At 58.5% G+C, this 21,712-nt stretch carries 23 protein-coding genes, 1 tRNA gene and 1 pseudogene; 17 read left to right on the forward strand and 8 right to left on the reverse strand.

Annotated features, from left to right (window positions below):
• Positions 1 to 11: 11 nt before the first annotated feature.
• Genes AB4N73_RS04590 through AB4N73_RS04605 form a run of 4 tightly spaced genes read left to right on the forward strand, consistent with a single transcriptional unit; the run spans position 12 to position 5,586 of the window.
• Positions 12 to 2,843: a xanthine dehydrogenase family protein molybdopterin-binding subunit gene (locus tag AB4N73_RS04590; protein ID WP_056784400.1), complete on the forward strand. Its 2,832-nt coding sequence runs from the start codon at positions 12 to 14 to the stop codon at positions 2,841 to 2,843.
• Complete coding sequence (locus tag AB4N73_RS04595; protein ID WP_016773947.1) at positions 2,836 to 3,375, forward strand: (2Fe-2S)-binding protein; 540 nt, start codon at positions 2,836 to 2,838, stop codon at positions 3,373 to 3,375. The genes AB4N73_RS04590 and AB4N73_RS04595 overlap by 8 nt, the downstream gene beginning before the upstream one ends.
• A 2-nt stretch (positions 3,376 to 3,377) precedes the next feature.
• A complete protein-coding gene (locus AB4N73_RS04600; RefSeq protein ID WP_460142980.1) occupies positions 3,378 to 4,613 on the forward strand; it encodes a c-type cytochrome in 1,236 nt (411 codons plus the stop codon).
• 1 nt (position 4,614) lies between these two features.
• Positions 4,615 to 5,586 (forward strand): XdhC family protein, encoded by a 972-nt coding sequence (locus AB4N73_RS04605; protein WP_460142981.1) that lies wholly within the window; start codon positions 4,615 to 4,617, stop codon positions 5,584 to 5,586.
• 129 nt (positions 5,587 to 5,715) lie between these two features.
• On the opposite strand, the gene AB4N73_RS04610 is transcribed toward AB4N73_RS04605, so the two are convergent.
• On the reverse strand, positions 5,716 to 6,999 hold the full coding sequence (locus AB4N73_RS04610) for an NAD(P)/FAD-dependent oxidoreductase (protein ID WP_460142982.1): 1,284 nt from the start codon (positions 6,997 to 6,999) through the stop codon (positions 5,716 to 5,718).
• A gap of 183 nt (positions 7,000 to 7,182) precedes the next feature.
• Between AB4N73_RS04610 and AB4N73_RS04615 the strand changes: the two genes are divergently transcribed.
• Both AB4N73_RS04615 and AB4N73_RS04620 read left to right on the forward strand, forming a co-directional pair.
• Positions 7,183 to 7,259 (forward strand) — tRNA-Val (locus tag AB4N73_RS04615).
• Positions 7,260 to 7,722: 463 nt separating this feature from the next.
• Positions 7,723 to 8,177 (forward strand): annotated as a pseudogene (locus tag AB4N73_RS04620) (DUF2214 family protein).
• 219 nt (positions 8,178 to 8,396) lie between these two features.
• Here AB4N73_RS04620 and csrA read toward each other — a convergent pair.
• A complete protein-coding gene (csrA, locus tag AB4N73_RS04625; RefSeq protein WP_003179932.1) occupies positions 8,397 to 8,591 on the reverse strand; it encodes a carbon storage regulator CsrA in 195 nt (64 codons plus the stop codon).
• 250 nt (positions 8,592 to 8,841) lie between these two features.
• Between csrA and AB4N73_RS04630 the strand changes: the two genes are divergently transcribed.
• Positions 8,842 to 9,207 carry an SPOR domain-containing protein gene (locus AB4N73_RS04630; RefSeq protein WP_056784413.1) on the forward strand — a complete coding sequence of 122 codons (366 nt, stop codon included), beginning with the start codon at positions 8,842 to 8,844 and terminating at the stop codon, positions 9,205 to 9,207.
• 84 nt (positions 9,208 to 9,291) lie between these two features.
• Here the strand turns inward: AB4N73_RS04630 and AB4N73_RS04635 are convergent, their stop codons facing one another.
• The 3 genes from AB4N73_RS04635 to AB4N73_RS04645 all read right to left on the reverse strand — a co-directional run bounded on the left by AB4N73_RS04635 (position 9,292) and on the right by AB4N73_RS04645 (position 11,541).
• The gene (locus tag AB4N73_RS04635) at positions 9,292 to 9,981 is read right to left on the reverse strand and encodes an endonuclease (RefSeq protein ID WP_041478547.1); all 690 of its coding nucleotides are present in this window, start codon (positions 9,979 to 9,981) and stop codon (positions 9,292 to 9,294) included.
• A gap of 4 nt (positions 9,982 to 9,985) precedes the next feature.
• On the reverse strand, positions 9,986 to 10,255 hold the full coding sequence (locus AB4N73_RS04640) for a DUF1654 domain-containing protein (RefSeq protein ID WP_016774035.1): 270 nt from the start codon (positions 10,253 to 10,255) through the stop codon (positions 9,986 to 9,988).
• A 197-nt stretch (positions 10,256 to 10,452) separates the two neighbouring features.
• The gene (locus tag AB4N73_RS04645; RefSeq protein WP_460142983.1) at positions 10,453 to 11,541 is read right to left on the reverse strand and encodes an asparaginase; all 1,089 of its coding nucleotides are present in this window, start codon (positions 11,539 to 11,541) and stop codon (positions 10,453 to 10,455) included.
• A 336-nt stretch (positions 11,542 to 11,877) separates the two neighbouring features.
• On the opposite strand from AB4N73_RS04645, the gene AB4N73_RS04650 reads away from it, so the two are divergent.
• From AB4N73_RS04650 to AB4N73_RS04685, 8 genes are all read left to right on the forward strand, one after another.
• Complete coding sequence (locus tag AB4N73_RS04650) at positions 11,878 to 12,327, forward strand: hypothetical protein (protein WP_041478549.1); 450 nt, start codon at positions 11,878 to 11,880, stop codon at positions 12,325 to 12,327.
• A 198-nt stretch (positions 12,328 to 12,525) separates the two neighbouring features.
• Complete coding sequence (locus AB4N73_RS04655; protein ID WP_024012403.1) at positions 12,526 to 13,482, forward strand: sugar ABC transporter substrate-binding protein; 957 nt, start codon at positions 12,526 to 12,528, stop codon at positions 13,480 to 13,482.
• A gap of 55 nt (positions 13,483 to 13,537) precedes the next feature.
• Positions 13,538 to 15,091, forward strand: a complete 1,554-nt coding sequence (locus AB4N73_RS04660) for a sugar ABC transporter ATP-binding protein (protein ID WP_305382606.1) — start codon at positions 13,538 to 13,540, stop codon at positions 15,089 to 15,091.
• The gene (locus tag AB4N73_RS04665; RefSeq protein WP_016774040.1) at positions 15,088 to 16,065 is read left to right on the forward strand and encodes an ABC transporter permease; all 978 of its coding nucleotides are present in this window, start codon (positions 15,088 to 15,090) and stop codon (positions 16,063 to 16,065) included. Before AB4N73_RS04660 ends, AB4N73_RS04665 begins: the two co-directional genes overlap by 4 nt.
• A 3-nt stretch (positions 16,066 to 16,068) precedes the next feature.
• The gene (locus AB4N73_RS04670; RefSeq protein WP_071171731.1) at positions 16,069 to 17,088 is read left to right on the forward strand and encodes a LacI family DNA-binding transcriptional regulator; all 1,020 of its coding nucleotides are present in this window, start codon (positions 16,069 to 16,071) and stop codon (positions 17,086 to 17,088) included.
• A 24-nt stretch (positions 17,089 to 17,112) separates the two neighbouring features.
• Positions 17,113 to 18,030: a ribokinase gene (gene rbsK / locus AB4N73_RS04675; protein WP_041478552.1), complete on the forward strand. Its 918-nt coding sequence runs from the start codon at positions 17,113 to 17,115 to the stop codon at positions 18,028 to 18,030.
• Entirely contained in the window at positions 18,027 to 18,431 is a 405-nt protein-coding gene (rbsD, locus tag AB4N73_RS04680) for a D-ribose pyranase (RefSeq protein WP_041478553.1), read from the forward strand. The genes rbsK and rbsD overlap by 4 nt, the downstream gene beginning before the upstream one ends.
• Positions 18,432 to 18,462: 31 nt before the next feature.
• Positions 18,463 to 19,491: a nucleoside hydrolase gene (locus AB4N73_RS04685; protein WP_460142984.1), complete on the forward strand. Its 1,029-nt coding sequence runs from the start codon at positions 18,463 to 18,465 to the stop codon at positions 19,489 to 19,491.
• Positions 19,492 to 19,525: 34 nt separating this feature from the next.
• On the opposite strand, the gene AB4N73_RS04690 is transcribed toward AB4N73_RS04685, so the two are convergent.
• Positions 19,526 to 19,726, reverse strand: coding sequence for a hypothetical protein (locus AB4N73_RS04690; protein ID WP_056784436.1), 201 nt, complete (start codon positions 19,724 to 19,726; stop codon positions 19,526 to 19,528).
• A gap of 129 nt (positions 19,727 to 19,855) precedes the next feature.
• On the opposite strand from AB4N73_RS04690, the gene AB4N73_RS04695 reads away from it, so the two are divergent.
• Entirely contained in the window at positions 19,856 to 20,158 is a 303-nt protein-coding gene (locus AB4N73_RS04695; protein WP_056784439.1) for a hypothetical protein, read from the forward strand.
• 166 nt (positions 20,159 to 20,324) lie between these two features.
• On the forward strand, positions 20,325 to 20,642 hold the full coding sequence (locus AB4N73_RS04700; RefSeq protein WP_016774047.1) for an I78 family peptidase inhibitor: 318 nt from the start codon (positions 20,325 to 20,327) through the stop codon (positions 20,640 to 20,642).
• A 65-nt stretch (positions 20,643 to 20,707) separates the two neighbouring features.
• On the opposite strand, the gene AB4N73_RS04705 is transcribed toward AB4N73_RS04700, so the two are convergent.
• Both AB4N73_RS04705 and AB4N73_RS04710 read right to left on the reverse strand, forming a co-directional pair.
• Positions 20,708 to 20,920, reverse strand: coding sequence for a cold-shock protein (locus AB4N73_RS04705; RefSeq protein ID WP_003179963.1), 213 nt, complete (start codon positions 20,918 to 20,920; stop codon positions 20,708 to 20,710).
• Positions 20,921 to 21,210: 290 nt separating this feature from the next.
• On the reverse strand, positions 21,211 to 21,513 hold the full coding sequence (locus AB4N73_RS04710; protein WP_056784441.1) for a hypothetical protein: 303 nt from the start codon (positions 21,511 to 21,513) through the stop codon (positions 21,211 to 21,213).
• Positions 21,514 to 21,712: the final 199 nt, after the last annotated feature.

The following is a 21,712-nucleotide window of genomic DNA, read 5'->3' on the forward strand; positions in this document are numbered from 1 at the left end:
GAGGATGATCCATGTCCAACCGTGAAATATCCCGGCGCTCGTTCCTCCAGGGCGGGCTGGTGGCGGGTGTGAGCGTTACGCTTACGCCGCTCAGCAGTCAGGCGCTGGCTGCCTTGATGGAAAACAGCGTCACCGTGCCGTCCGAGAAATGGCTCGGCAATAACGGCAAGGCCCGTCAACGCAACGATGCCTTGTCCAAGGTCTGCGGCAGCAAGGTGTTTGCCCGCGACATCCGCGCCAAGGACATGCCTGGCTGGCCCGAGCAACAGGGCCACGCGATGCTGCTGAAAACCATCAAGGCCGACCATATCTACGCAGGTTACGACCTGTCGTGGCTCGGCGCCGATCTGCAGCCGGACCGCATCGTCACCGCTGCCGATCTGGACAAGGACGGTATCCACTTCCCCGAAGAGCACGCGCCTGATCCATTGCTGCCCGAAGGCAAGGTGCCGATGTTCATCGGTCACCCGGTGGCGATCCTGATCTGGAACGATTTCGAGCGTTTCCGTCGGGCCAAGAACCAACTCAAATTCAATGACAAAGCGATTCGTTACGGCGCCAAAGTGCCGTTCTACGAAGGTGATCCCTACGGCAGCTTCCGCTATGTGCGCGTCGGTGGCGCGACCTCGGCGGATGAAGACGAGTTCGCCAGCCTCAAGGATTCGATTCTGTTCCCGATGCTGAAGAACCGCCGTCCAGTGTGGAATGCATCGCCGAACCTGCATGGCAACCTCACCGAGCGCGGTCTGTTCTACGCCGATCGCATGAAGCAGGAGATCGACACGCCGCCAGACAACTGGCTGGTGTTCGATGAGCGCTACAAGACGCCGTCGATCGAACCGGCCGCCCTTGAGCCGGACAACGGCAACGGCTGGTACGACCCGAAAACCAAAACCCTGCATTTCGTCGTGGCGACCCAGTGCCCGCTGGAAGTCGCGACCGAGACAGCGAAGATGATCGGGCCGTCGCGTTTCGGCCTGGCCAACCTGAACATGCATCCGGGCTATACCGTCGGGTATGGCTCCAAAGACCACAACATTTTTGTCTACTATGCAGCCCTGGCCGCGCTGTACGGCGCCGGTGTGCCGGTGCGTCTGGCCAACGACCGCTATGAGCAATTCCAGAGCGGCATCAAGCGTCACCCGTTCGACATCCGCTACCAGTTGGCCGTGGACAAGAATGACTACACCTTCAAGATTTTCCGCGCGGAAATGAGCGTCGACGGCGGCGGTCGGGTCAACTACAGCCCATCGGTGGCAGCGGTTGGCGCCACGGCTGCGCAGTCGATCTACTACATGCCGCAGAACGATCTGCAGGTCACCGCCTATCACTCGCGCGCAGTCGAAGCGGGTTCGATGCGCGGTTACGGCACCCTGCAAAGCATGGCGGCGACCGAAATGATGGTCGACGAAATCGCTAATCGTCTGGGTGTCGACGCCATCGATTTGCGCCGCAGGAATGCACTGCGGTCCGGCATGAAAAACACCCAGGGCGCAATCCCGGCCGGTGCACTGCGCCTGCACGAAATTCTCGACAAGGCCTCGGTGCACGAAGTCTGGAAAAACCGTGACACGATCAAGCAACAACGTGAAGCGGCAGACCCGGATAACTGGTACGGCGTCGGTTTCGCCATTTGCCAGAAAGACTTCGGTACCGGCTCCGAAGCACCGATGGCCAGCATCGAATTCACCGCTGACGGGCGCATCACCCTGCGCCATATCGGTATCGAAATCGGCACCGGCATGTCCACTTCGCAAGCCTTGGTCGTCGCCGATTTCCTCGGCAGCCCGGCGCATGATGTGAAGACCGGAGAAACCGAGTGGCAGGAAATGCAGCTGATCACCAGCGGCAACCCGTACATCATGAGTCAGGCCGAGCAGGATAATCTGCTGCGCAACCCGCGCTGGGTCGGCAAGCTGGCGTCGGCGTCTTCGGCGACCAACTCCGCCTATTACTTCAGCCATGCAACCCGTGAGGCCGCGCGCGTGCTGTTCAACCATGGTTTGTGGCCCGCGGCGCTGGAGATATGGCGTCAGGGGCCGTACGGCGGCCAGGCCAACCCTTACGTGGTGCGTCGCGAAGATGCACATTGGGTCGACGGCAAGCTGACCGCCAACGGCATGCAGCCGCTGAGTTTCGAAGAGCTGGCCAAGCGCGCCCACGAACGCGGGCTGGTGACGGGCGCCACGGTGCACGGTTTCAACCGTTGGAGCTGGGCCGAAGCCGAATACAGCATCGACGGCGTGCGCGAGCGCTTGCCGCTCGACGGTCTGGCGGTGAAATACGGCGATGGCGCGCCACAAGCGAAGAAAGCGCAGATGAACAGCGCCGGCTTCCACTTGCTTGATCGGCAGAACGTCAACTACCCGGTAGTCCAGTTGAACAACGCTGCCGTGACCTATTACAGCCCGGTCGCCACGTTGGTCGAGCTGAAGGTCAACAAAGGCTCGGCGGAGGTTCAGGTGCTCAACCACCATTCTTGGATCGAGTGCGGGCGCGTGTTGGTTGAAGAGTTGGTCAAGGGCCAGCTCGAAGGCGGTATCGCCATGGGTATTGGTCATGCGCTGATGGAAGAAATGCCGTTGTACGAAGGCGGGCCGGGGGAGGGTGACTGGAACTTCAACCGTTATCGTCTGCCGATGGCCCGTCACGTTGCCGTGTGGAAGCAGACTGCGGAGATTCTGCCGCCGCTGTCGCCGAGCGATCCGTCCAAGGGCATCGCCGAAGTGGTGATGATCCCGATTGTCGGTGCCATCGGTAACGCCGTGGCGCACGCCATCGGTAAACGTGTTCGTGACTTGCCTATCACCGCTGCGCGCATCAAGGAGGCCCTCAATGGCTAACCGTCCGCTTCAACTGACCCTCAATGGTCAATCCGTCGGCCCGGTGGACATCCCTGATGACCTGCCGATGATCGACTACCTGCACGAATACAAAAACCTCACCGGCTCGCGGCTGGGCTGCGGTCAGGGGATCTGCCACGCCTGCGTGGTGATCGTCGATAACCCCGACGGTACCAGCGAAGAAGTGCGCACCTGCATCACCGGCGCGCACTACTTCGAGGGCAAGAAAGTCCGCACCATCGAAGGCCACGCCACTCGCGACGAGCAGGGCCAGGTCACCGAGCTCAATCCGATTCAGCAGCGCTTTGTCGACGAGTTCGCCTTCCAGTGCAGCTACTGCGCGCCAGGCTTCGTCAACGCCGCGACGGTGTTGGTCGAGAAGCTGCAGCGCCAGCCGATTGTCAAAAGTCAGCTGGAACAGGTGATCGAGGACAGTCTCGGTCATCACGTCTGCCGCTGCACCGGGTACGTGCGTTATTACAACGCCACGCGCAACGTGCTGACCGATCTTGGTCTGGTCAAGGAGGGTTGAGCATGAAGCGTTTACTGACCCGCCTGACTTTTGCGGTCGGACTGGCTGCGCCGCTTTTGGCGGTCCACGCCGACGATCAGATCAAGCGCGGCGAATACCTCGCCCGCGCCGCTGATTGCATGGCTTGTCACACCGCACCCGGTGGCGCGCCCTATGCCGGCGGCCTGCCGATCGTCTCGCCATTCGGCACGATCTACGGCACCAACATCACCCCGAGCAAAGAGCACGGCATCGGTCTGTACAACGATGACGAGTTCTTCGCTGCGCTGACCGAAGGCAAACGGCGCGACGGTGCGAATCTGTATCCGGCGATGCCGTACACCTCGTATCACCTGATGCCGCGCGCCGATTCCGATGCGATTCACGCGTATCTGAAAACCATCGAGCCGATCGAACGCGCCGCGCCGGTGACCAGCCTGAGCTTTCCGTTCAATGTGCGTCTGGGCCTGACCGGCTGGAACATGCTCTACGGCAAAGACGTCAAGCTGGAGCCCGCCGAAGGCAAAAGTGCGGCGTGGAAGCGTGGCCAGTATATGGTCGACGTCCTCGGCCATTGCGGTGAATGCCACACGCCACGTGGCCTGCCGGGCGCGATGCAAATGGACAAGCGCATGACCGGCGGCATTCTCAATGGTTATCTCGCGCCGAGCCTGCTGGCCACCGACCTGGCCGCGCGCGGCTGGAATCAGCAGGATCTGAGCACGTTTCTGAAGCATGGCATGAGCGCGCAAGGAACGATGTTCAACGAAATGTTCCCGGTGTTTCACAACAGCACTCAAGGTCTGAGCGATGCTGATCTGGCGGCAATGGCGACGTTCCTGCTTGGCGAGCAACCGCCACCAGCCAAAGAGCTCGTCGAAGTACCGCTGGACAAGCTCAGCGCGAGTGCTCAGCGCGGCCGTCAGGAATATCTGAACGTCTGCGCCGGTTGTCACGCGGCTGGCGGTGAAGGCAAACCGCACATCGCAGTGGCCATGCGCGGCAACACCACGTTGCGTCTGGAAGATCCGCGCAACCTGTTGCGAGTGATCGAGGACGGCATCGGCGAACAGAAGTTCTCCGGGTTCGAGCGCATGCAGCCGATGCCGGGGTTTGCTGAAAAGCTCAGTCCTGAGCAATTGACCGATCTGCTCAACTACCTGCGTCAGGGTTGGGGCGGCCAGAGCGCTGAGCTGGCAGTAAGTGAAGTGCAGAAGCTGCAAGCCGACGCGCCGAGCGTCGAGCACAAGGCCCACTGATATGCAGCATCTCGATCTGCAAGTGGTGCGTAAGGCGCTGGAATGGTCGGTGGCCGGGCAGCGAATCTGGCTGTGCACGGTGCTGACCACTTACGGCTCGGCACCGCGCGCGCCGAGTTCGCTGCTCGCGGTGAACGAAGGCGGGCAGTGGATCGGTTCGCTGTCGGGCGGTTGCGTTGAGGAGGATTTTCTTCAGCGCGTTGCCGAAGGTGCGTTTCTCCAAGCAGTAAGCGTCGTGCGTTACGGCGAAGGCGATGATCCGCGCTCGCGGGTCAGTCTGCCTTGCGGTGGCATTCTTGATGTGCTGGTTGAGAAACTTGACGCCGACTGCGCGGTGCAGGCGCACCTGCGTGAACTGGAATCGGCGCTGCTGGGGCAGCGTCGTCTGCTTCGCGAAGTTGATCTGGCCAGCGGTGCGCGCACTCTTTTCGCTGACCGCGAGCAGGGTGCGCGGATCGAGCGTGAGATTGATCGGGTGCGCATCCGTATCGGTGCAGCACAGCGCTTGTTGCTCGCCGGCTACTCCAGTGTGGCGCAGGTCTGTGCCGAGTTCGCGGTAGGACTTGGCTTCGAAGTGATTCTCTGCGATCCGCGCGAGGAGGTGCTGGAAGGTGTGGTGCTCAATGGCGTGGAAATCCGTCGGCAGTTGCCTTCGGTGTTTATTGCCGACGGTGGTTGTCATCGCGATACGGCGGTAGTGGCGTTGACCCACGATCCGCGTATCGATGATCTGGCGATGATGGAGGCGGTGCGCACCAAGGCGTTTTACATCGGTGTGATGGGGTCGCTGCAGACATCGCAAAAACGCTTTGAGCGCTTGCGTCGCATTGGTGGTTTGAGCGAGGCGGAGCTGGCGCGGATTCATGCGCCGATCGGCCTCAACCTCGGCAGCAAGACCCCGGCGGAAATTGCGCTGGCGGTGCTGGCGGATATCCTGCGGATTCGCAGCGGGATCGCTCGGGATCAGCTCTGATCCTAAGCCTTGCTGAATCTACTGTGGCGAGGGGATTTATCCCCGTTGGACTGCGTAGCAGTCCCCTCCTGCTCAAGAGGGGGCGCTTCGCACCCCCAGCGGGGATAAATCCCCTCGCCACAATGGTGTTTATAGACCGTACTTATCGCGCAGCCCGTAATACCAGGCCCCCAGCGCGGCAAACGGTGTGCGCAGCAATTGCCCGCCGGGGAAGGGGTAGTGGGGCAGGTCGGCAAAGGCATCGAAGCGCTCGGCCTGACCGCGCAATGCTTCGGCGAGGACTTTGCCAGCCAGATGCGTGTAGGTGACGCCGTGACCGCTGCAGCCCTGCGAGTAGTAGATGTTGTCGCCCAGGCGCCCGACCTGCGGTAAGCGCGAAAGGGTCAGCAGGAAGTTGCCGGTCCAGGCGTAGTCGATCTTCACCTCCTTGAGTTGCGGGAAAGCTTTGAGCATCTTCGGGCGAATGATCGCTTCGATGTTCGCCGGATCGCGAGCGCCGTAAACCACGCCGCCACCGAAGATCAAGCGTTTGTCGGCGGTCAGGCGATAGTAGTCGAGCAGATAGTTGCAATCCTCCACGCAGTAATCCTGCGGCAAAAGCGCCTTCGCCAGCTCATCGCCCAGCGGCTCGGTGGTGATCACCTGGGTACCGCACGGCATCGATTTGGCCGCCAGCTCGGGCACCAGATTACCAAGATAGGCGTTGCCGGCGACGATGATGAACCTGGCCCTGACCTTGCCTTGCGGTGTATGCACAACCGGATTGGCCCCGCGCTCGATGCGCACGGCAGGTGATTGCTCATAGATGGTGCCGCCGAGAGACTCGACTGCCGCTGCTTCACCGAGCGCCAGATTCAGCGGATGGATGTGGCCGCCGCTCATATCGAGCATGCCACCGACGTATTGATCGCAACCCACCACTTCACGGATGCGGCGTTGATCCATCAATTCCAGCTGGGTGTGGCCGAAGCGTTCCCACAGGCGCTTTTGCGATTCCAGGTGGCCCATTTGTTTGGCGGAAAGGGCGGCGAATACACCGCCGTCTTTCAGGTCGCACTGGATGTTGTATCTGGCCACACGCTCGCGAATGATCCGGCCGCCTTCAAAGGCCATTTCGCCGAGCAGTTGCGCCTGCTTGGGGCCGACCGTGCGTTCGATGACATCAATGTCGCGGCTATAGCTGTTGACGATCTGCCCACCGTTTCGGCCTGAAGCGCCAAAACCGACTTTCGCCGCTTCCAGCACGGTTACGCGAAAACCGTTCTCCAATAGGAACAGGGCGGACGACAGCCCGGTATACCCGGCGCCGATCACACAGACGTCCGTCTCCACATCATCCTGCAGCACAGGGCGTGGTGGTACGGCATTGGCCGACGCAGCGTAATAAGACTCTGGGTATTGGTTGTTCGCCATCCTGCCGCCTCTGTTTAATATATTTTACGAGTGCGTCGATCCTACCCGAGTTGAAAAACCTCCGCCAGCTACCGAAAAATCTTCGTCGCTGAGGCGAAATTAAATATTTTGCATATTCATAGGGTTAGGTGAAAAAAAGGTGTTGACACCCCTCCGGAATTCCGTAGAATGCCGCCTCACAGCAGGCACGTAGCTCAGTTGGTTAGAGCACCACCTTGACATGGTGGGGGTCGTTGGTTCGAGTCCAATCGCGCCTACCAAACAAAATCCGCTCTGCTGGGCGGTCTGGAAGGGCTCACCGAAAGGTGAGCCCTTTTTTGTTGTCTGCGATTTGCGCAACGCTTGTTCCCGGTCATTTCCACTTCGCTCTGATCAGCTCTCCATTCATTACTATTTGGGCAAAGTGATCAAGCGCCATTTTGGTGCGTTTTCTACCATTTTGTTGTTGAAAACACCTGAATATCCAAAGGCTTACAGCTATTTTTCTCCAACCGGTTATCGAAAAAGCCTTGTTGCATATTGGGAATTTAAGTAACATCCGTTCCGCGTTCACCACCACGGTTTATGCATTTTTAAATCCCAAGCTTCCATCAGCTGCTTGGGATTTTTTTTGCCTGCGTTTTGGCGTTTGGCATCTGTCTCGCCGTCAGCTCCAAGCGAGGCCCCGCTTTTTCGTCTACTACTGACTGGCCGATTTTCAACTCTTTGTAAGGGGGTGCGTCGATGCTGAGTCAGTGGATCCTTGCGGCTGTTCATCTATTCGCGTTTGCCTTGGCTTTCTGGGCGGTACTGACGCGCGGCACAGCGTTCAGCCAGCTCTCGGCGGGCACGGGAGAGCTCAAGCGCGTGCTGCTCGCGGATAACCTCTGGGGCTTTCAGCTTTGACGCTGCTTATTACCGGAGCGATGCGCGCATTTGGTGGTTACGAGAAAGCCTCCGACTATTACCTGCATCAGCCGCTGTTTCATCTGAAGATGACGCTGTTCTTGCTGATACTACTGATGGAGCTTGCACCGATGATCACGCTGATCAAATGGCGCATCGCATCGTCGCGCGGGGTAGCGCCTGAAGCCGGGCGTGCGAAGTTGTACGCGCGAATCAGTCATGTTGAAGCGCTGCTGCTGATCCTGATGATGGTCGCGGCGACAGGCATGGCGCGTGGCGTGATATTCGCTTAGAAGGCGAAATTCGCCGTGCTCTATCGGAAACGTCCGACAGCCAGCTCCAGGAGTGAAAGGTAATATCGGCGTAAGAAAGGAGGGAGGGGCAAGTGAAAGGAGTCAGCATGCTTCAGGCGCCGTGCCCAGCGGGGTGAAATGCGGATGGCTAAACGGCGCGTGAATCTTTAGCCAGTCTTGCGCGGGGGCAAAGGGACTGGCTACGTAATGCAAAGTGGCTCAGGGCGTTTGCGGCTTGTCCGGAGCGGTCAGGCCGGCCTGAATGCGTTGGTAAATTTCTTCACGGTGCACTGCCACGTTTTTCGGAGCGTTGATGCCGATGCGAACCTGTTGGCCGCTGACTCCGAGGATGGTGATCGTGATGTCATCACCAATGTTTATGCTTTCACCGACTTTGCGGGTGAGTATCAGCATGGTCTTCTCCTTGATTGCTTTGTAGGGCACCTGATTCAGACAGTGCAGAGGTCGGTGGTATCTATAGATTAGTGCGAAGTCTCACGGTTTGGGTGCCTCTTTCTGACGCGCAGATGCGGCATTAATTCCCAGGGCGTAACTATACAGAGGCTGCAATCATCATTCTCGTTGTTTTGTGCCCATTTTGCGGGGCTCGCGAAGTATTTATGAATGATAAGATCGCCGCTTTGTGAATTCCGAGGAAAGCGTTGTGCGCAAATTGGTTTGGCTGGTAGCGGCACTGGCATTGGCAGGCTGCGGTGAAGGCAAGAGTGTAGATGCGCCCAAGCCTGAGACAAAGGTCGCGGCAGCGCCGGCGGCCGCCGCGCCACAGTGGGATCTGGAAGTGCGTGGCGAGACCCCTCAGGCCGTCAGTGACCTGAGCGGCTGGTTGATCGAGCACGCTTTCGTTCCGACGGTCGTCAAGGACGGCAGCGGTAAAACACGAATTCTGATCGGTCCGTTCAATTCCCAGGCTGACGCCGAGGCGCGAAAGGTGCAGGTCGATGCAGCGCTGGTTAAAGCCAAGAAACAAAATATCGAATCGGTGGTGATTGAGCATCCGCTCACGCCATAAGCGTAGCGCCTTCAAACAGATTGAACGCCAGACATGAAAAAGGCCTCGAGCATAACGCTCGAGGCCTTTTTATTTGTGCTGCGATCAGCCGCAGGCTTTCAGATTTACCGAGCCGACAAACTCGTTGCCACGCCCCATCACGCACGCCACGCTCTGGTTGCGCTGACGTTCCCAGTCCTGCACTGGATAGGTCTTGTCCCACGCCTCGTACAACTGCCGATCCTGCTTCGACAGGCGCAGTCCGTATTGTTTGCTCATATAAAAATACGTGCGGGCGATCATGCCGCGAATCGAAGGGCGGGGCATGACTTTCTTCGCTTTGAAGTCGACCTGGGTCAGGCAGGATCCATACTGACCGGACTGCACCGGCAACCAGCCGTAGCTGAAGTTGCTGCGATCACCGTTGACCTCACCGATGCTCGGTACCAGGTTGTGCAGGTCAGCTTCGGCCTTTTGATAAACCGGATCGTAACGCGTGCAATTCTTGCGTCCGCCTTGCTGCCAGCACTGCCGCTGATGCCCGATCTGCCACGCCGGCACGATGTGCTCCCACTCGATCCTCGATGCACGCTTGGCGTTCTTGCGCGGCACATAGCCGCAAGCCTTGAGATCGACGCGGTTGCCGGTGTACTTGCAGCCGCAGTAGAACTCCGTGGACTGCGGCGCATAAAGTTTCCATGCGGCTTTCTTGGCTTCGGAAAATGTACGTGGGGCGCCAGCCTGGGCGCCCACGGCGAAAAACAACAACAGCAAAGCAACACAGCGGACACTCATTGAATCAATCTTCCTTCGGCACAACCCAAAAAATCTGCACGCCACCGTCATCGCGATAGGCGAGGGTGACGTTGTCGTTCTCGTCGATTTCCTCGAGCAAGCGCTCCCAGTCGTCCATCGGCTCATCCGGCAGACGGAAAATCAGTGCGGCTTTGGCTTTTTGGGCGGTGGGGGAATTGATGATTTTCTGAACGCGCATACCCATGCGTTCATAAGCGTCAGGAGCAGCAGGAGAGGTGGCCACGAGGTTATCCTTATTAAGCTGTACGTGCATACAGTATTTAACTGTAAGCGATTTCGCAACTGCTTAAAATTCAAGAAAATCCTCTGACAGCGGGTTTCCGATTTTGGTGTAGGACTTGTCGAGATTTTTGTGGGAAAAGTATTGGAAGGGTGTAAGCGGGGCACCACCTGCCAAGCTGACAGGTGATGCGCAATTGCCCGATCGAGAAGTGATCAGGCGATGTTCAATCAGTATTCCCAGAACATCCGTTGCAGCTCTTTGCTGTCGTTGGTCTTGGTCAGTGCAACCATCGCCAGGATGCGGGCTTTCTGCGGGTTCAGGTCGTGAGCGACAACCCAGTCGTATTTGTCGTCGGGCTGTTCGGCGTTACGCAGGACAAAGCCGCCGGCGTTGACGTGGGACGAGCGAATGATCTGCACGCCATCCTTGCGCAGGGCTTGCAGGGATGGAACCACGCGAGAGGATACCGAACCGTTGCCAGTGCCGGCGTGGATGATGGCTTTGGCGCCGGCTTGAGCCAGTGCCTTGTAGGCGGTATCGCTGACGTTGCCGTAGGAGTAGGCAATTTCTACGTCAGGCAGGCTCTTGATGTCCTTGATGTCGAATTCCGAATCCATGGTGTGACGCTTGGCCGGCAGGCGGAACCAGTAGGATTTGCCTTCGACCACCATGCCCAGCGGACCCCAGGCGCTTTCGAATGCTTCGGTCTTGATGTTGATCATTTTGCTGACGTCGCGACCGGACTGGATCTCGTCGTTCATGGTCACCAGCACACCTTTGCCGCGTGCTTCTTTGCTGCTCGCCACGGCGACGGCGTTGTACAGGTTAAGCATGCCGTCTGCCGACATGGCAGTGCCCGGACGCATCGAACCTACGACGATGATCGGCTTGTCGGTCTTCTCGACAAGGTTCAGGAAGTAAGCGGTTTCTTCGAGGGTGTCGGTGCCGTGGGTGATAACGATGCCGTCCACGTCCTTGCTGTCAGCCAGTTCGGAAACGCGACGACCCAATTGCAGCAGGTTGTCGTTGGTGATGCTTTCCGAAGCGATCTGCATGACTTGTTCGCCACGCACGTTAGCCAGTTTGCTCAACTCGGGAATGCCGGCAATCAGTTGTTCGATACCGACTTTCGCTGCCTGATAAGTGGCGCTGTTGGCAGCACTGGCGCCGGCGCCAGCGATGGTGCCGCCTGTGGCGAGGACGACGACGTTGGCCAGTTTCGTCTGGGTTTCGGCTTCTTTTGCCTGAAGGGCAGCAGGCAGGAGCAGGAGGAGGGCCAATGCGCCCGGAATCAAAGTATTGAAAGCAGATTTCATTATTTTTCTCTCTAGTCGTGAGACGGTGCTGATGCAGGTTCATCTAGATGCGCCCCAAGCCGATCTGAATGCTCGAGGTGCAAGGACGGGAGCAGGATTCATACCATGCGTAATGTGCTGGCGGAAAATGTTTAACCCAATGATTTAAATCAATATTTGTCGAGGGCTGGAGCATCGTTGAGGATCCATCCATCCGGGATTCCGAACGACAGGCGGATTCGTGTTCGGCTCGCCGATAGGCAATCTCTGAAAAGCCAGGCGGGTGACAAATCCCCGCTAAAGAAATGTGCTCTCAGGCCGATGCGTCCTCAAGGAAACCAAATCTTAGGAGTTCACATGTCACTGACGGTCGGTTTTGCCAATCCCGCTGCAGTCACCATTGGCGGTAAAACTGCAGCGACGATCAACAGCCTGAACGATGCGACCAATGAGACTTCGGCGCAGGCGCTGGGTACCGAAAAGACTGAGAAGAATCAGGTCAGAACCGGTGGCGGGCCTGTGCAGGAAAACAGTGAAACCGAGGCTGACAGCAATCTCAGCATCACCGTCAAGACGTTGCTCAAGCGGATGAAGGAATTGCAGAAGCAACTTCAGGAGCAGCAACAGCAACTGGCTGCGGCTCAGGCTGCAAGCTATCCGACTCCCGAAGCGAAGTCCCAGGCAGTGATGTCGATTCAGGGCCAGATCGCGCAAACCAGCGCCGCACTGGCAGAAGTGGCGGGTGCGTTGGTCAAGGAGATGTCGAAAAGCGCTACCAGCGGTGGCCTGGTCAACACGACCGCCTGAAGCGTCTGATGGCCGACTCAGCGATTCGGCCTACAACAAAAGACGATTTCTGATTGTTGACAAATGTCAGCGGGATTCTCATAGTTCGGTCTACGCAAACGTTTGCGCGACTTGGAAGGGCATCTGCTCCCGGAGTCGTGACGTAGCTTACGTCAGCGCAAACGTTGCTCACAATAATCATAAGATCGGAGTGAACCCATGAAGCTGCCATTCGCCGCACGTCTTCTTGCTGTCGCTATGCTGGCTGCCACAGCCGCCGCACTACCTGTCTCCTCGGCGTTCGCCGAATCTGCAGAAAAGCCCAAAGTCGCGCTGGTCATGAAATCCTTGGCCAACGAATTCTTCCTGACCATGGAAGACGGCGCCAAGGCCTACCAGAAAGAACACTCCGCCGATTTCGATCTGATCTCCAACGGTATCAAGGACGAAACCGACACTGCCGGCCAGACTCGCATCGTCGAACAGATGATCCTGGCCAAGGTGAATGCACTGGTGATCGCGCCTTCTGACTCCAAGGCCATGGTGCCTGTGATCAAGAAGGCCGTAGACGCCGGTATCACGGTGATCAACATCGACAACCAGCTTGATCCCGCCGTGGTCAAAAGCAAGAACATCAACGTGCCGTTCGTAGGTCCGGACAACCGCAAGGGTGCACGTCTGGTTGGCGAATATCTGGCCAAGCAACTGAAGGCGGGCGACGAGGTCGGCATCATCGAAGGCGTGTCCACCACCACCAACGCGCAGGCGCGCACGGCCGGTTTCAAGGACGCGATGGAAGCCGCGCAGATCAAAGTGGTCTCGCTGCAGTCCGGTGACTGGGAAATCGACAAGGGCAACAAGGTTGCGGCTTCGATCCTCAGTGAATACCCGGATGTCAAAGCACTGCTGGCCGGTAACGACAGCATGGCGGTCGGTGCCGTTTCCGCAGTCCGTGCCGCTGGTAAGGCAGGGCAGGTGAAAGTCGTCGGTTACGACAATATCAATGCCATCAAGCCAATGCTCAAGGACGGCCGCGTGCTGGCGACGGCTGATCAGTTTGCAGCCAAGCAGGCCGTGTTCGGCATCGAAACCGCGCTGAAGATCATCAAAGGCGAGAAAGTCGACAGCGGTGCCAACGGCGTGATCGAAACACCGGTCGAGCTGGTCACCCAGTAAGTCATTTGGCGACACAACGGCGCTCGTCCGTCCGGGCGAGCGCATGGAGATTTCTATGTCAGTTTCCGCCCCGAACGCTGTCCTCTCGGTCAGCGGTATCGGCAAGACCTATGCGCAACCGGTGCTCACCGGCATCGATCTGACGCTGATGCGCGGTGAAGTACTGGCGCTGACCGGCGAAAATGGTGCCGGCAAAAGTACCCTGTCGAAGATCATTGGCGGTCTGGTCACACCCACTACCGGCCAGATGCAATTCCACGGCAAGGATTATCGTCCGGGCAGCCGTACCCAGGCCGAAGAGCTTGGCGTGCGCATGGTCATGCAAGAACTCAATCTGTTGCCGACGCTGTCGGTGGCGGAAAACCTCTTTCTGGATAATCTGCCGAGCAGCGCGGGCTGGATCAGCCGCAAGCAGTTGCGCAAGGCCGCGATCGAAGCCATGGCGCAAGTCGGCCTCGATGCGATCGATCCGGACACGCTGGTCGGCGAACTCGGTATCGGCCATCAGCAGATGGTTGAAATCGCGCGCAACCTGATCGGCGACTGCCATGTGCTGATCCTTGACGAGCCGACCGCGATGCTCACGGCGCGCGAAGTCGAAATGCTCTTCGAGCAGATCAGCCGATTGCAGGCCCGCGGCGTTTCCATCATCTATATCTCTCACCGTCTCGAAGAACTGGCGCGGGTGGCGCAGCGTATTGCCGTGCTGCGTGACGGCAACCTGGTCTGCGTCGAGCCGATGGCCAACTACAACAGCGAGCAACTGGTCACCTTGATGGTCGGTCGCGAACTGGGTGAACACATCGACATGGGGCCGCGCAAGATCGGCGCTCCGGCGTTGACGGTCAAAGGCCTGACCCGCTCTGACAAAGTCCGCGACGTCTCTTTTGAGGTGCGTGCCGGGGAGATCTTCGGCATTTCCGGATTGATCGGGGCAGGGCGCACGGAATTGCTGCGGCTGATATTCGGTGCCGATGCTGCCGACAGCGGCACCATCGCGCTCGGCTCCCCGGCCAAGGTCGTGAGTGTTCGCTCGCCAGTCGATGCCGTACGCAATGGCATCGCGTTGATCACCGAGGATCGCAAGGGCGAAGGGCTGCTGCTCAGTCAGTCGATCAGCGCCAACATCGCCCTGGGTAACATGCCGGAAATCTCCAGTGGCGGTTTCGTCAACAACGGCGACGAAATCTCCCTGGCGGAGCGTCAGATCGAAGCCATGCGCATCCGCAGCTCGAGCCCGACGCAGTTGGTTTCGGAACTGTCCGGCGGCAATCAGCAGAAGGTCGTGATCGGTCGCTGGCTGGAGCGCGACTGTTCGGTGCTGCTGTTCGACGAGCCGACTCGCGGGATTGATGTCGGCGCCAAGTTCGATATTTACGGTTTGCTCGGTGAGTTGACCCGTCAGGGCAAGGCGTTGGTGGTGGTGTCCAGTGACTTGCGCGAGTTGATGCTGATCTGCGACCGGATCGGCGTGCTTTCGGCGGGGCGTCTGATCGACACCTTCGAGCGCGACAGCTGGACCCAGGATGATTTGCTTGCCGCCGCATTCGCCGGCTACCAAAAACGTGATGCGTTGCTCAATGAGGCAGCGCCTAGGGATCTCCCATGAAAACTGCATCTTCTGCCAGTAAACGTAGTGGCAATTTCTTCGGCCTGGGCACATATCTGGGCCTGGCCGGTGCCTTGCTGGCGATGATTGCGCTGTTCTCGGTTCTGAGCAGCCATTTCCTCTCGTACAACACTTTCAGCACCCTGGCCAACCAGATTCCCGACTTGATGGTGCTGGCGGTGGGCATGACCTTTGTGCTGATCATCGGCGGCATCGATTTGTCCGTCGGCTCGGTGCTGGCGTTGGCCGCATCGACGGTAAGCGTTGCGATTCTCGGCTGGGGCTGGAGCGTTTTGCCAGCGGCGCTGCTCGGCATGGCGGTGGCGGCGCTGGCCGGGACCATCACTGGCTCGATCACCGTGGCCTGGCGGATTCCGTCGTTCATCGTCTCCCTCGGCGTGCTGGAAATGGCCCGCGGTGTGGCGTATCAGATGACCGGGTCGCGGACTGCGTACATCGGCGATGCGTTCGCCTGGCTGTCGAATCCGATCGCGTTCGGTATTTCACCCTCGTTCATCATCGCTTTGCTGGTGATCTTCATCGCGCAGGCAGTTTTGACCCGCACTGTTTTCGGCCGCTACCTGATCGGCATCGGCACCAACGAAGAAGCCGTGCGGCTGGCCGGGATCAATCCCAAGCCCTACAAGATTCTGGTGTTCAGCCTTATGGGCCTGCTGGCGGGCATTGCCGCTCTGTTTCAGATTTCGCGCCTGGAAGCGGCTGACCCGAACGCAGGTTCGGGCCTGGAACTGCAAGTGATCGCGGCGGTGGTTATCGGTGGTACCAGCCTGATGGGTGGACGCGGTTCGGTAATCAGTACTTTCTTTGGCGTGCTGATCATTTCCGTGCTCGCGGCCGGACTCGCACAGATTGGTGCGACGGAGCCGACCAAGCGCATCATCACCGGTGCGGTAATTGTTATCGCCGTGGTGCTCGACACCTATCGCAGTCAACGCGCCAGTCGCCGGGGCTGAACCATGGCAACGATCAAGGATGTAGCGGCGCTTGCGGGTATTTCCTACACCACCGTGTCGCACGTGGTTAATAACACCCGCCCGGTGAGTCAGGAAGTGCGGCGCAAAGTCGAGGCGGCGATCAAGAGCCTCGACTACGTTCCCAGTGCCGTGGCGCGCTCGCTGAAAGCCAAAACCACGGCGACCATCGGCCTGCTGGTGCCTAACAGCCTCAACCCGTACTTCGCTGAATTGGCGCGCGGAATCGAGGATTACTGCGAGCGCAACGGTTACTGCGTGATCCTCTGTAACTCCGACGACAATCCGGACAAGCAGCGCAGTTATCTGCGCGTGTTGCTGGAAAAACGCATCGACGGTTTGATCGTCGCCTCCGCCGGCGGTGACAGTGGTCTGGCGCAAGGGCTGGCGGGCGTGAAGACGCCGATGGTCATCGTCGACCGAGGCCTGGAGGGTGTAAATGCCGATCTGGTGCGCATCGACCACGAATACGGCGCTTATCTGGCAACCCGTCACCTGCTCGAGTTGGGGCATCGCGACATCGCCACCATCGGCGGTCCGGCCAGTACCAGCGTGGCGCAAATGCGTCAGGCCGGTTATTGCCGAGCGCTGCAAGAGGCGGGAATCGAGGTGCGCGAGGAGCGTATGCTCGAAAGCGACTTCACCAGCACCGGCGGTTACAACGCCGCTGCCCGGCTGCTCGAAAGCAATCCCCCGAGCGCGATTTTTGCCGGCAACGACATGATTGGCATCGGTGTGCTGCGTGCGGCGGCTGAACGTAATGTCCGGGTACCGGCCGAGCTGTCGGTGATCGGCTTCGATGACATTCAGATGAGCCGTTATGTCTATCCGGCGCTGACCACGGTCGGCCAGTCGATCCTGCAACTGGGCGAGATGGCCGCCGAAGTGCTGTTGCGCAGAATTGCTGCGCCGGATTCGGGCACCGATCAACGCATCGTGACCCCGAGCATTGTCCTGCGCGAATCGACCGCGCCGCTGTCCGGCGTGTTCACCGAATATCGCTGAAACCGAATTGATGAGTAGTGATGTATGCCAGCAAATGTAGTGGTAATAGGCAGCCTGAACATGGACCTGGTCACCCGGGCCCCGCGGCTGCCGCGCGGCGGTGAAACGCTGATCGGTCATTCCTTTGCCACGGTGTCTGGCGGCAAGGGCGCCAATCAGGCGGTTGCTGCTGCGCGCTTGGGCGCTAAGGTGGCGATGATCGGTTGCGTCGGAAATGACGACTACGGTGTGCGATTGCGTGATGCCTTGCTCGCCGAGCACATCGACTGCGAGGCTGTCAGTGTCGTAGAGGATTCCAGTGGCGTAGCGCTGATTGTGGTGGATGACAACAGCCAGAACGCCATCGTGATTGTCGCCGGTGCCAACGGCGCGATGACGCCGGCAGTGATCGACCGTTTTGATGCGGTTTTACAGGCCGCCGATGTAGTGATCTGTCAGCTCGAGATTCCCGATGCGACGGTCGGACATGCGCTCAAGCGTGCGCGTGAGCTGGGCAAAACCGTCATCCTCAACCCGGCGCCGGCCAGCCGTCCTTTGCCGGCTGACTGGTTTGCCGCCATCGACTATCTGATTCCCAACGAAAGCGAAGCCGCCGCATTGAGCGGGCTCGCTGTCGACTCGCTGCAGTCGGCAGAAACGGCTGCCACTCAGTTGATTGCCATGGGCGCGGGCAAAGTCATCGTCACGTTAGGCGCGCAAGGCTCATTGTTCGCCAACGGCAACGGCTTCGAACATTTCCCCGCGCCGGCCGTGAAGGCGGTCGATACCACGGCGGCGGGCGACACTTTCGTCGGCGGTTTTGCCGCAGCGCTGGCCGATGGCAAGTCTGAGGCCGAGGCGATTCGCTACGGGCAGATCGCCGCTGCACTGTCGGTTACCCGCGCCGGTGCGCAACCGTCGATTCCAACCATGTCCGAAGTACAGGCGTTCAAACCCGCATGAAAAAGACTCCTCTGCTTAACGTCGCGCTGTCGCGACTGATCGCTTCTCTTGGCCACGGTGACATGGTCGTGATTGGCGATGCCGGTTTGCCCGTGCCACCGGGTGTCGAGTTGATTGATCTGGCACTGACCCATGGCATCCCTGATTTCGTCAGCACGCTGAAAGTTGTACTCAGCGAGATGCAGGTCGAGAGCCATGTGCTGGCCAAAGAGATCTTCGACAAACAACCCACGGCGCTGGCCGATCTGGACGCGTTGAACGAAGAGGGCGCGCTGGGCCGTAGGGATCTGCTCACCCACGAGCAGTTCAAGGTGCTTAGCCGACAAGCCAGGGCGATCATTCGTACAGGAGAATGTCAGCCGTACTGCAACATCGTTCTGGTCGCCGGGGTTACATTCTGATTTCCGATATCACCTGCACAAGGAATGCGCTATGCAACGCTATGCTGAAAAACTCCATCAAATGCTTCGGGGTCTGCTGCTTTTGTCTGTGATAACTGCGACCGGCGTTCAGGCCGCTGAAAAAATCGATTTGATCATCGACACCGATCCAGGCGCTGACGACGTTGTCGCTTTGCTCTTCGCGCTGGCGTCGCCGGATGAATTGAATATCCGCGCGTTAACGACTGTCGCCGGCAACGTGCGCCTGGACAAGACTTCGCGTAACGCGCGACTCGCTCGCGAATGGGCAGGGCGCGAAGACGTGCCGGTTTACGCTGGCGCACCGAAGCCGCTGATGCGCACGCCGATCTACGCCGAGAACATTCATGGCAAGGAAGGTTTGTCAGGCGTCACGGTTCACGAACCGAAGAAAGGCTTGGCGAAAGGCAATGCGGTCAATTATCTGATCGACACTCTTAAATCGGCCAAACCGCACAGCATCACCATTGCCATGCTCGGTCCGCAGACCAACCTGGCTCTGGCATTGATCCAGGAGCCGGAAATCGTTCAGGGCATCAAGGAAGTGGTGATCATGGGCGGGGCGCATTTCAACGGTGGCAACATCACCCCTGTGGCTGAATTCAACTTGTTCGCCGATCCGCAGGCTGCCGAGGTGGTGCTCAAGAGCGGGGTGAAACTCACCTATCTGCCGCTGGACGTGACCCACAAGGTCCTGACCAGCGATGCACGCCTGAAGCAGATCGCCGCGCTGAACAACAATGCGAGCAAGATCGTCGGCGACATTCTCAACGAATACATCAAGGGCGATATGGAGCACTACGGCATTCCCGGTGGCCCGGTGCATGACGCGACGGTTGTGGCGTATCTGCTCAAGCCTGAGTTGTTTACCGGTCGGGCGGTCAACGTCGTGGTGGATAGCCGTGAAGGACCGACATTCGGCCAGACCATTGTTGACTGGTATGACGGCCTGAAAGCACCGAAGAATGCATTCTGGGTCGAAAATGGCGACGCCCAGGGATTCTTTGATCTGCTGACCGAGCGCCTGAAACGCCTGAAATAATTCGTCAACCCGCAGGCGGTTTGCCTGCGGGTTTTCACTGCGGCTGTTCAGCCTGGCTGATCGGATAGCGTTCGAATACCTGATTGATAAAATGCTGCGCCGCTTCTATCCCCAACTCCTTGACCAGTAAATCAATGCCGATCAGCGCCAATTCTTCCGTCGTGCCGGGGCTGTAAGAGCTGTGTCCTTCGGCCCATTTGGCGTTGATGGCGGCGTCGATGCTTACACTGGTCATGGGAGGCTCGAAAGGTCAGGATGTCTGTTTTCGAGTTAACCATTTTGTGCGGCATTTGGCACTGCGACTTAGGCATGAGCGGAGCGCTATGCGACACTTGGTCTTTTCCGGCTTGCAAAGGACCCCGCTGTGCAGATTGATCTGAATACCCCTGACGGCCTCACACTCGAAGCAGTGCGCCAATTGCTTGCCTCGGGCAGTGACGACGTGCACAACCAATTGCGCGTGACCAAAGATGGCATTGCCTATCTGTCTACGGTGACCGGTGGGCAGGATATCGAGGGTCTGCTGTTTCGCCTGGAAACCTGGGCGAAGGGGTCGGGCTATGTGGGTAACGTCGCAGCCAGCGATGAAGTCTGGGTGATGCAGATTTTCAACGCACTCAAAGACAACTGGCCGAATCCGCCCTACGACTACATCGACGTTTATTGAGGTCGTTAATATTCAGTCACGAATGTTTGATGAGCCGGACAGGGCGGCTCAGGCACACTCGGCATTTTTCCGCTCGTGGGGCAGGGCATGGCTTGAGCCTTGAAACCAAACGCCGCATTGGCGGTCGCACGATCTCTGCTTAAACATTTGAAAACAAGGAGGCTTCATGCCTTTGAAGTTCGCGACACTGGGTGCACTTATGGCCGCTGCTCTGTTGGCTGGTTGCAGCACAACCTCCAGCGAGTCGGCAAAGGAGCCCGTGGCGGCTGAATCAGGAAATAGCCGCTGCGAAGCATCGGCAGCGCAATTTGCCATCGGCAAGAAGGCATCCCCTGAGTTGCTGGATCAGGCGCGTGCCAAGGCTGGGGCGCAAAATGCGCGTTTCCTCAAGCCGAACGACATGATCACCCTGGAATACCGCTCCGATCGCCTGAACCTGAACACCGATAACAACCTGGTAGTTACTCGCGTCAACTGCGGCTGAGTCCTTTTGTGTCAGGCATAAAAAACCCCGTCACCAGGACGGGGTTTTTTTAGTGCGCCGAGAAATTACTCTGGGCGAACCTGTGCAGCTTGCATACCCTTTTGGCCTTTCTCAGCCACGAAAGAGACGGTCTGGCCTTCTTTCAGGCTTTTGAAACCGTCGGATTCGATAGCTTTGAAGTGTACGAACAGGTCGTCACCGCCACCTTGAGGAGTGATGAAGCCGAAGCCTTTTTCATCGTTGAACCATTTAACGGTGCCGGTTTGGCGATTAGACATGGTGTATCTCCAAGAAACATATATTTTCAGTAGTGCTGTGCTGCTCAGGCCAACTGGGCACACCCGGGTATCATAGTCGAAATGTTCGCTTTGGTAGCCCCCCGGACGTGCTGTTTGCCAATCAGTCGTGTTTTCTTTACCACCTGGTTGCGCTGAAAGCCCCGGTTTGAAAGGCTTTCAGCGAAACGTAAAGACGATAAAAAAACCTGTAAAACCTGCATAAATCGTCTGAAAAGCCTCATTTCCAGCACTTTTTTCCGCCTTTCAGCCGATGTTAATGACCGGTTTTCTTATTTTTTCGGGGCGGTATTTGCCTTGCATTTGGTGATCTGGCCAAGGGCTTTCTTTTGCAATTCAGGCGTCGCCTTGTTGTCCATCAGCGCCTGAATGTCGCTGGCCGGATAGGACTTGATGGCGTCAGCTCCGCAAGCGCAGTGGGATTTCGCCGCGGCAGCACCGATTTGCTGGGTTGCAGCCTCAGTGCACTGGGCCATGTACTTCTCGCGCTCGCCTTTCGGCCAGTCGGCATGGGCGCTCAGTGGCAGCAGCAGAACGACGGGTGCGACGAGGGCGAATAAGCTTTTCAGACGCATGCGAGGATGCTCCTTGTGGGTCAATGTCTTGTTATCTGAGGGCGCAAAGGCCGATCAAGTTCAGCACTTTGGCATAAAAACGGACATTTGACCTTCTGCCAAATCAGGACGTAAGCGACCGCTCATCTGTGCTAGCATGCCGGGCTCAAGCGTTCTCAGGCTTCGGATGACCTTCAGTCCCGAAGCGGTCGGCGTGCGA

The organism is Pseudomonas sp. S3_B08 (assembly GCF_054667725.1).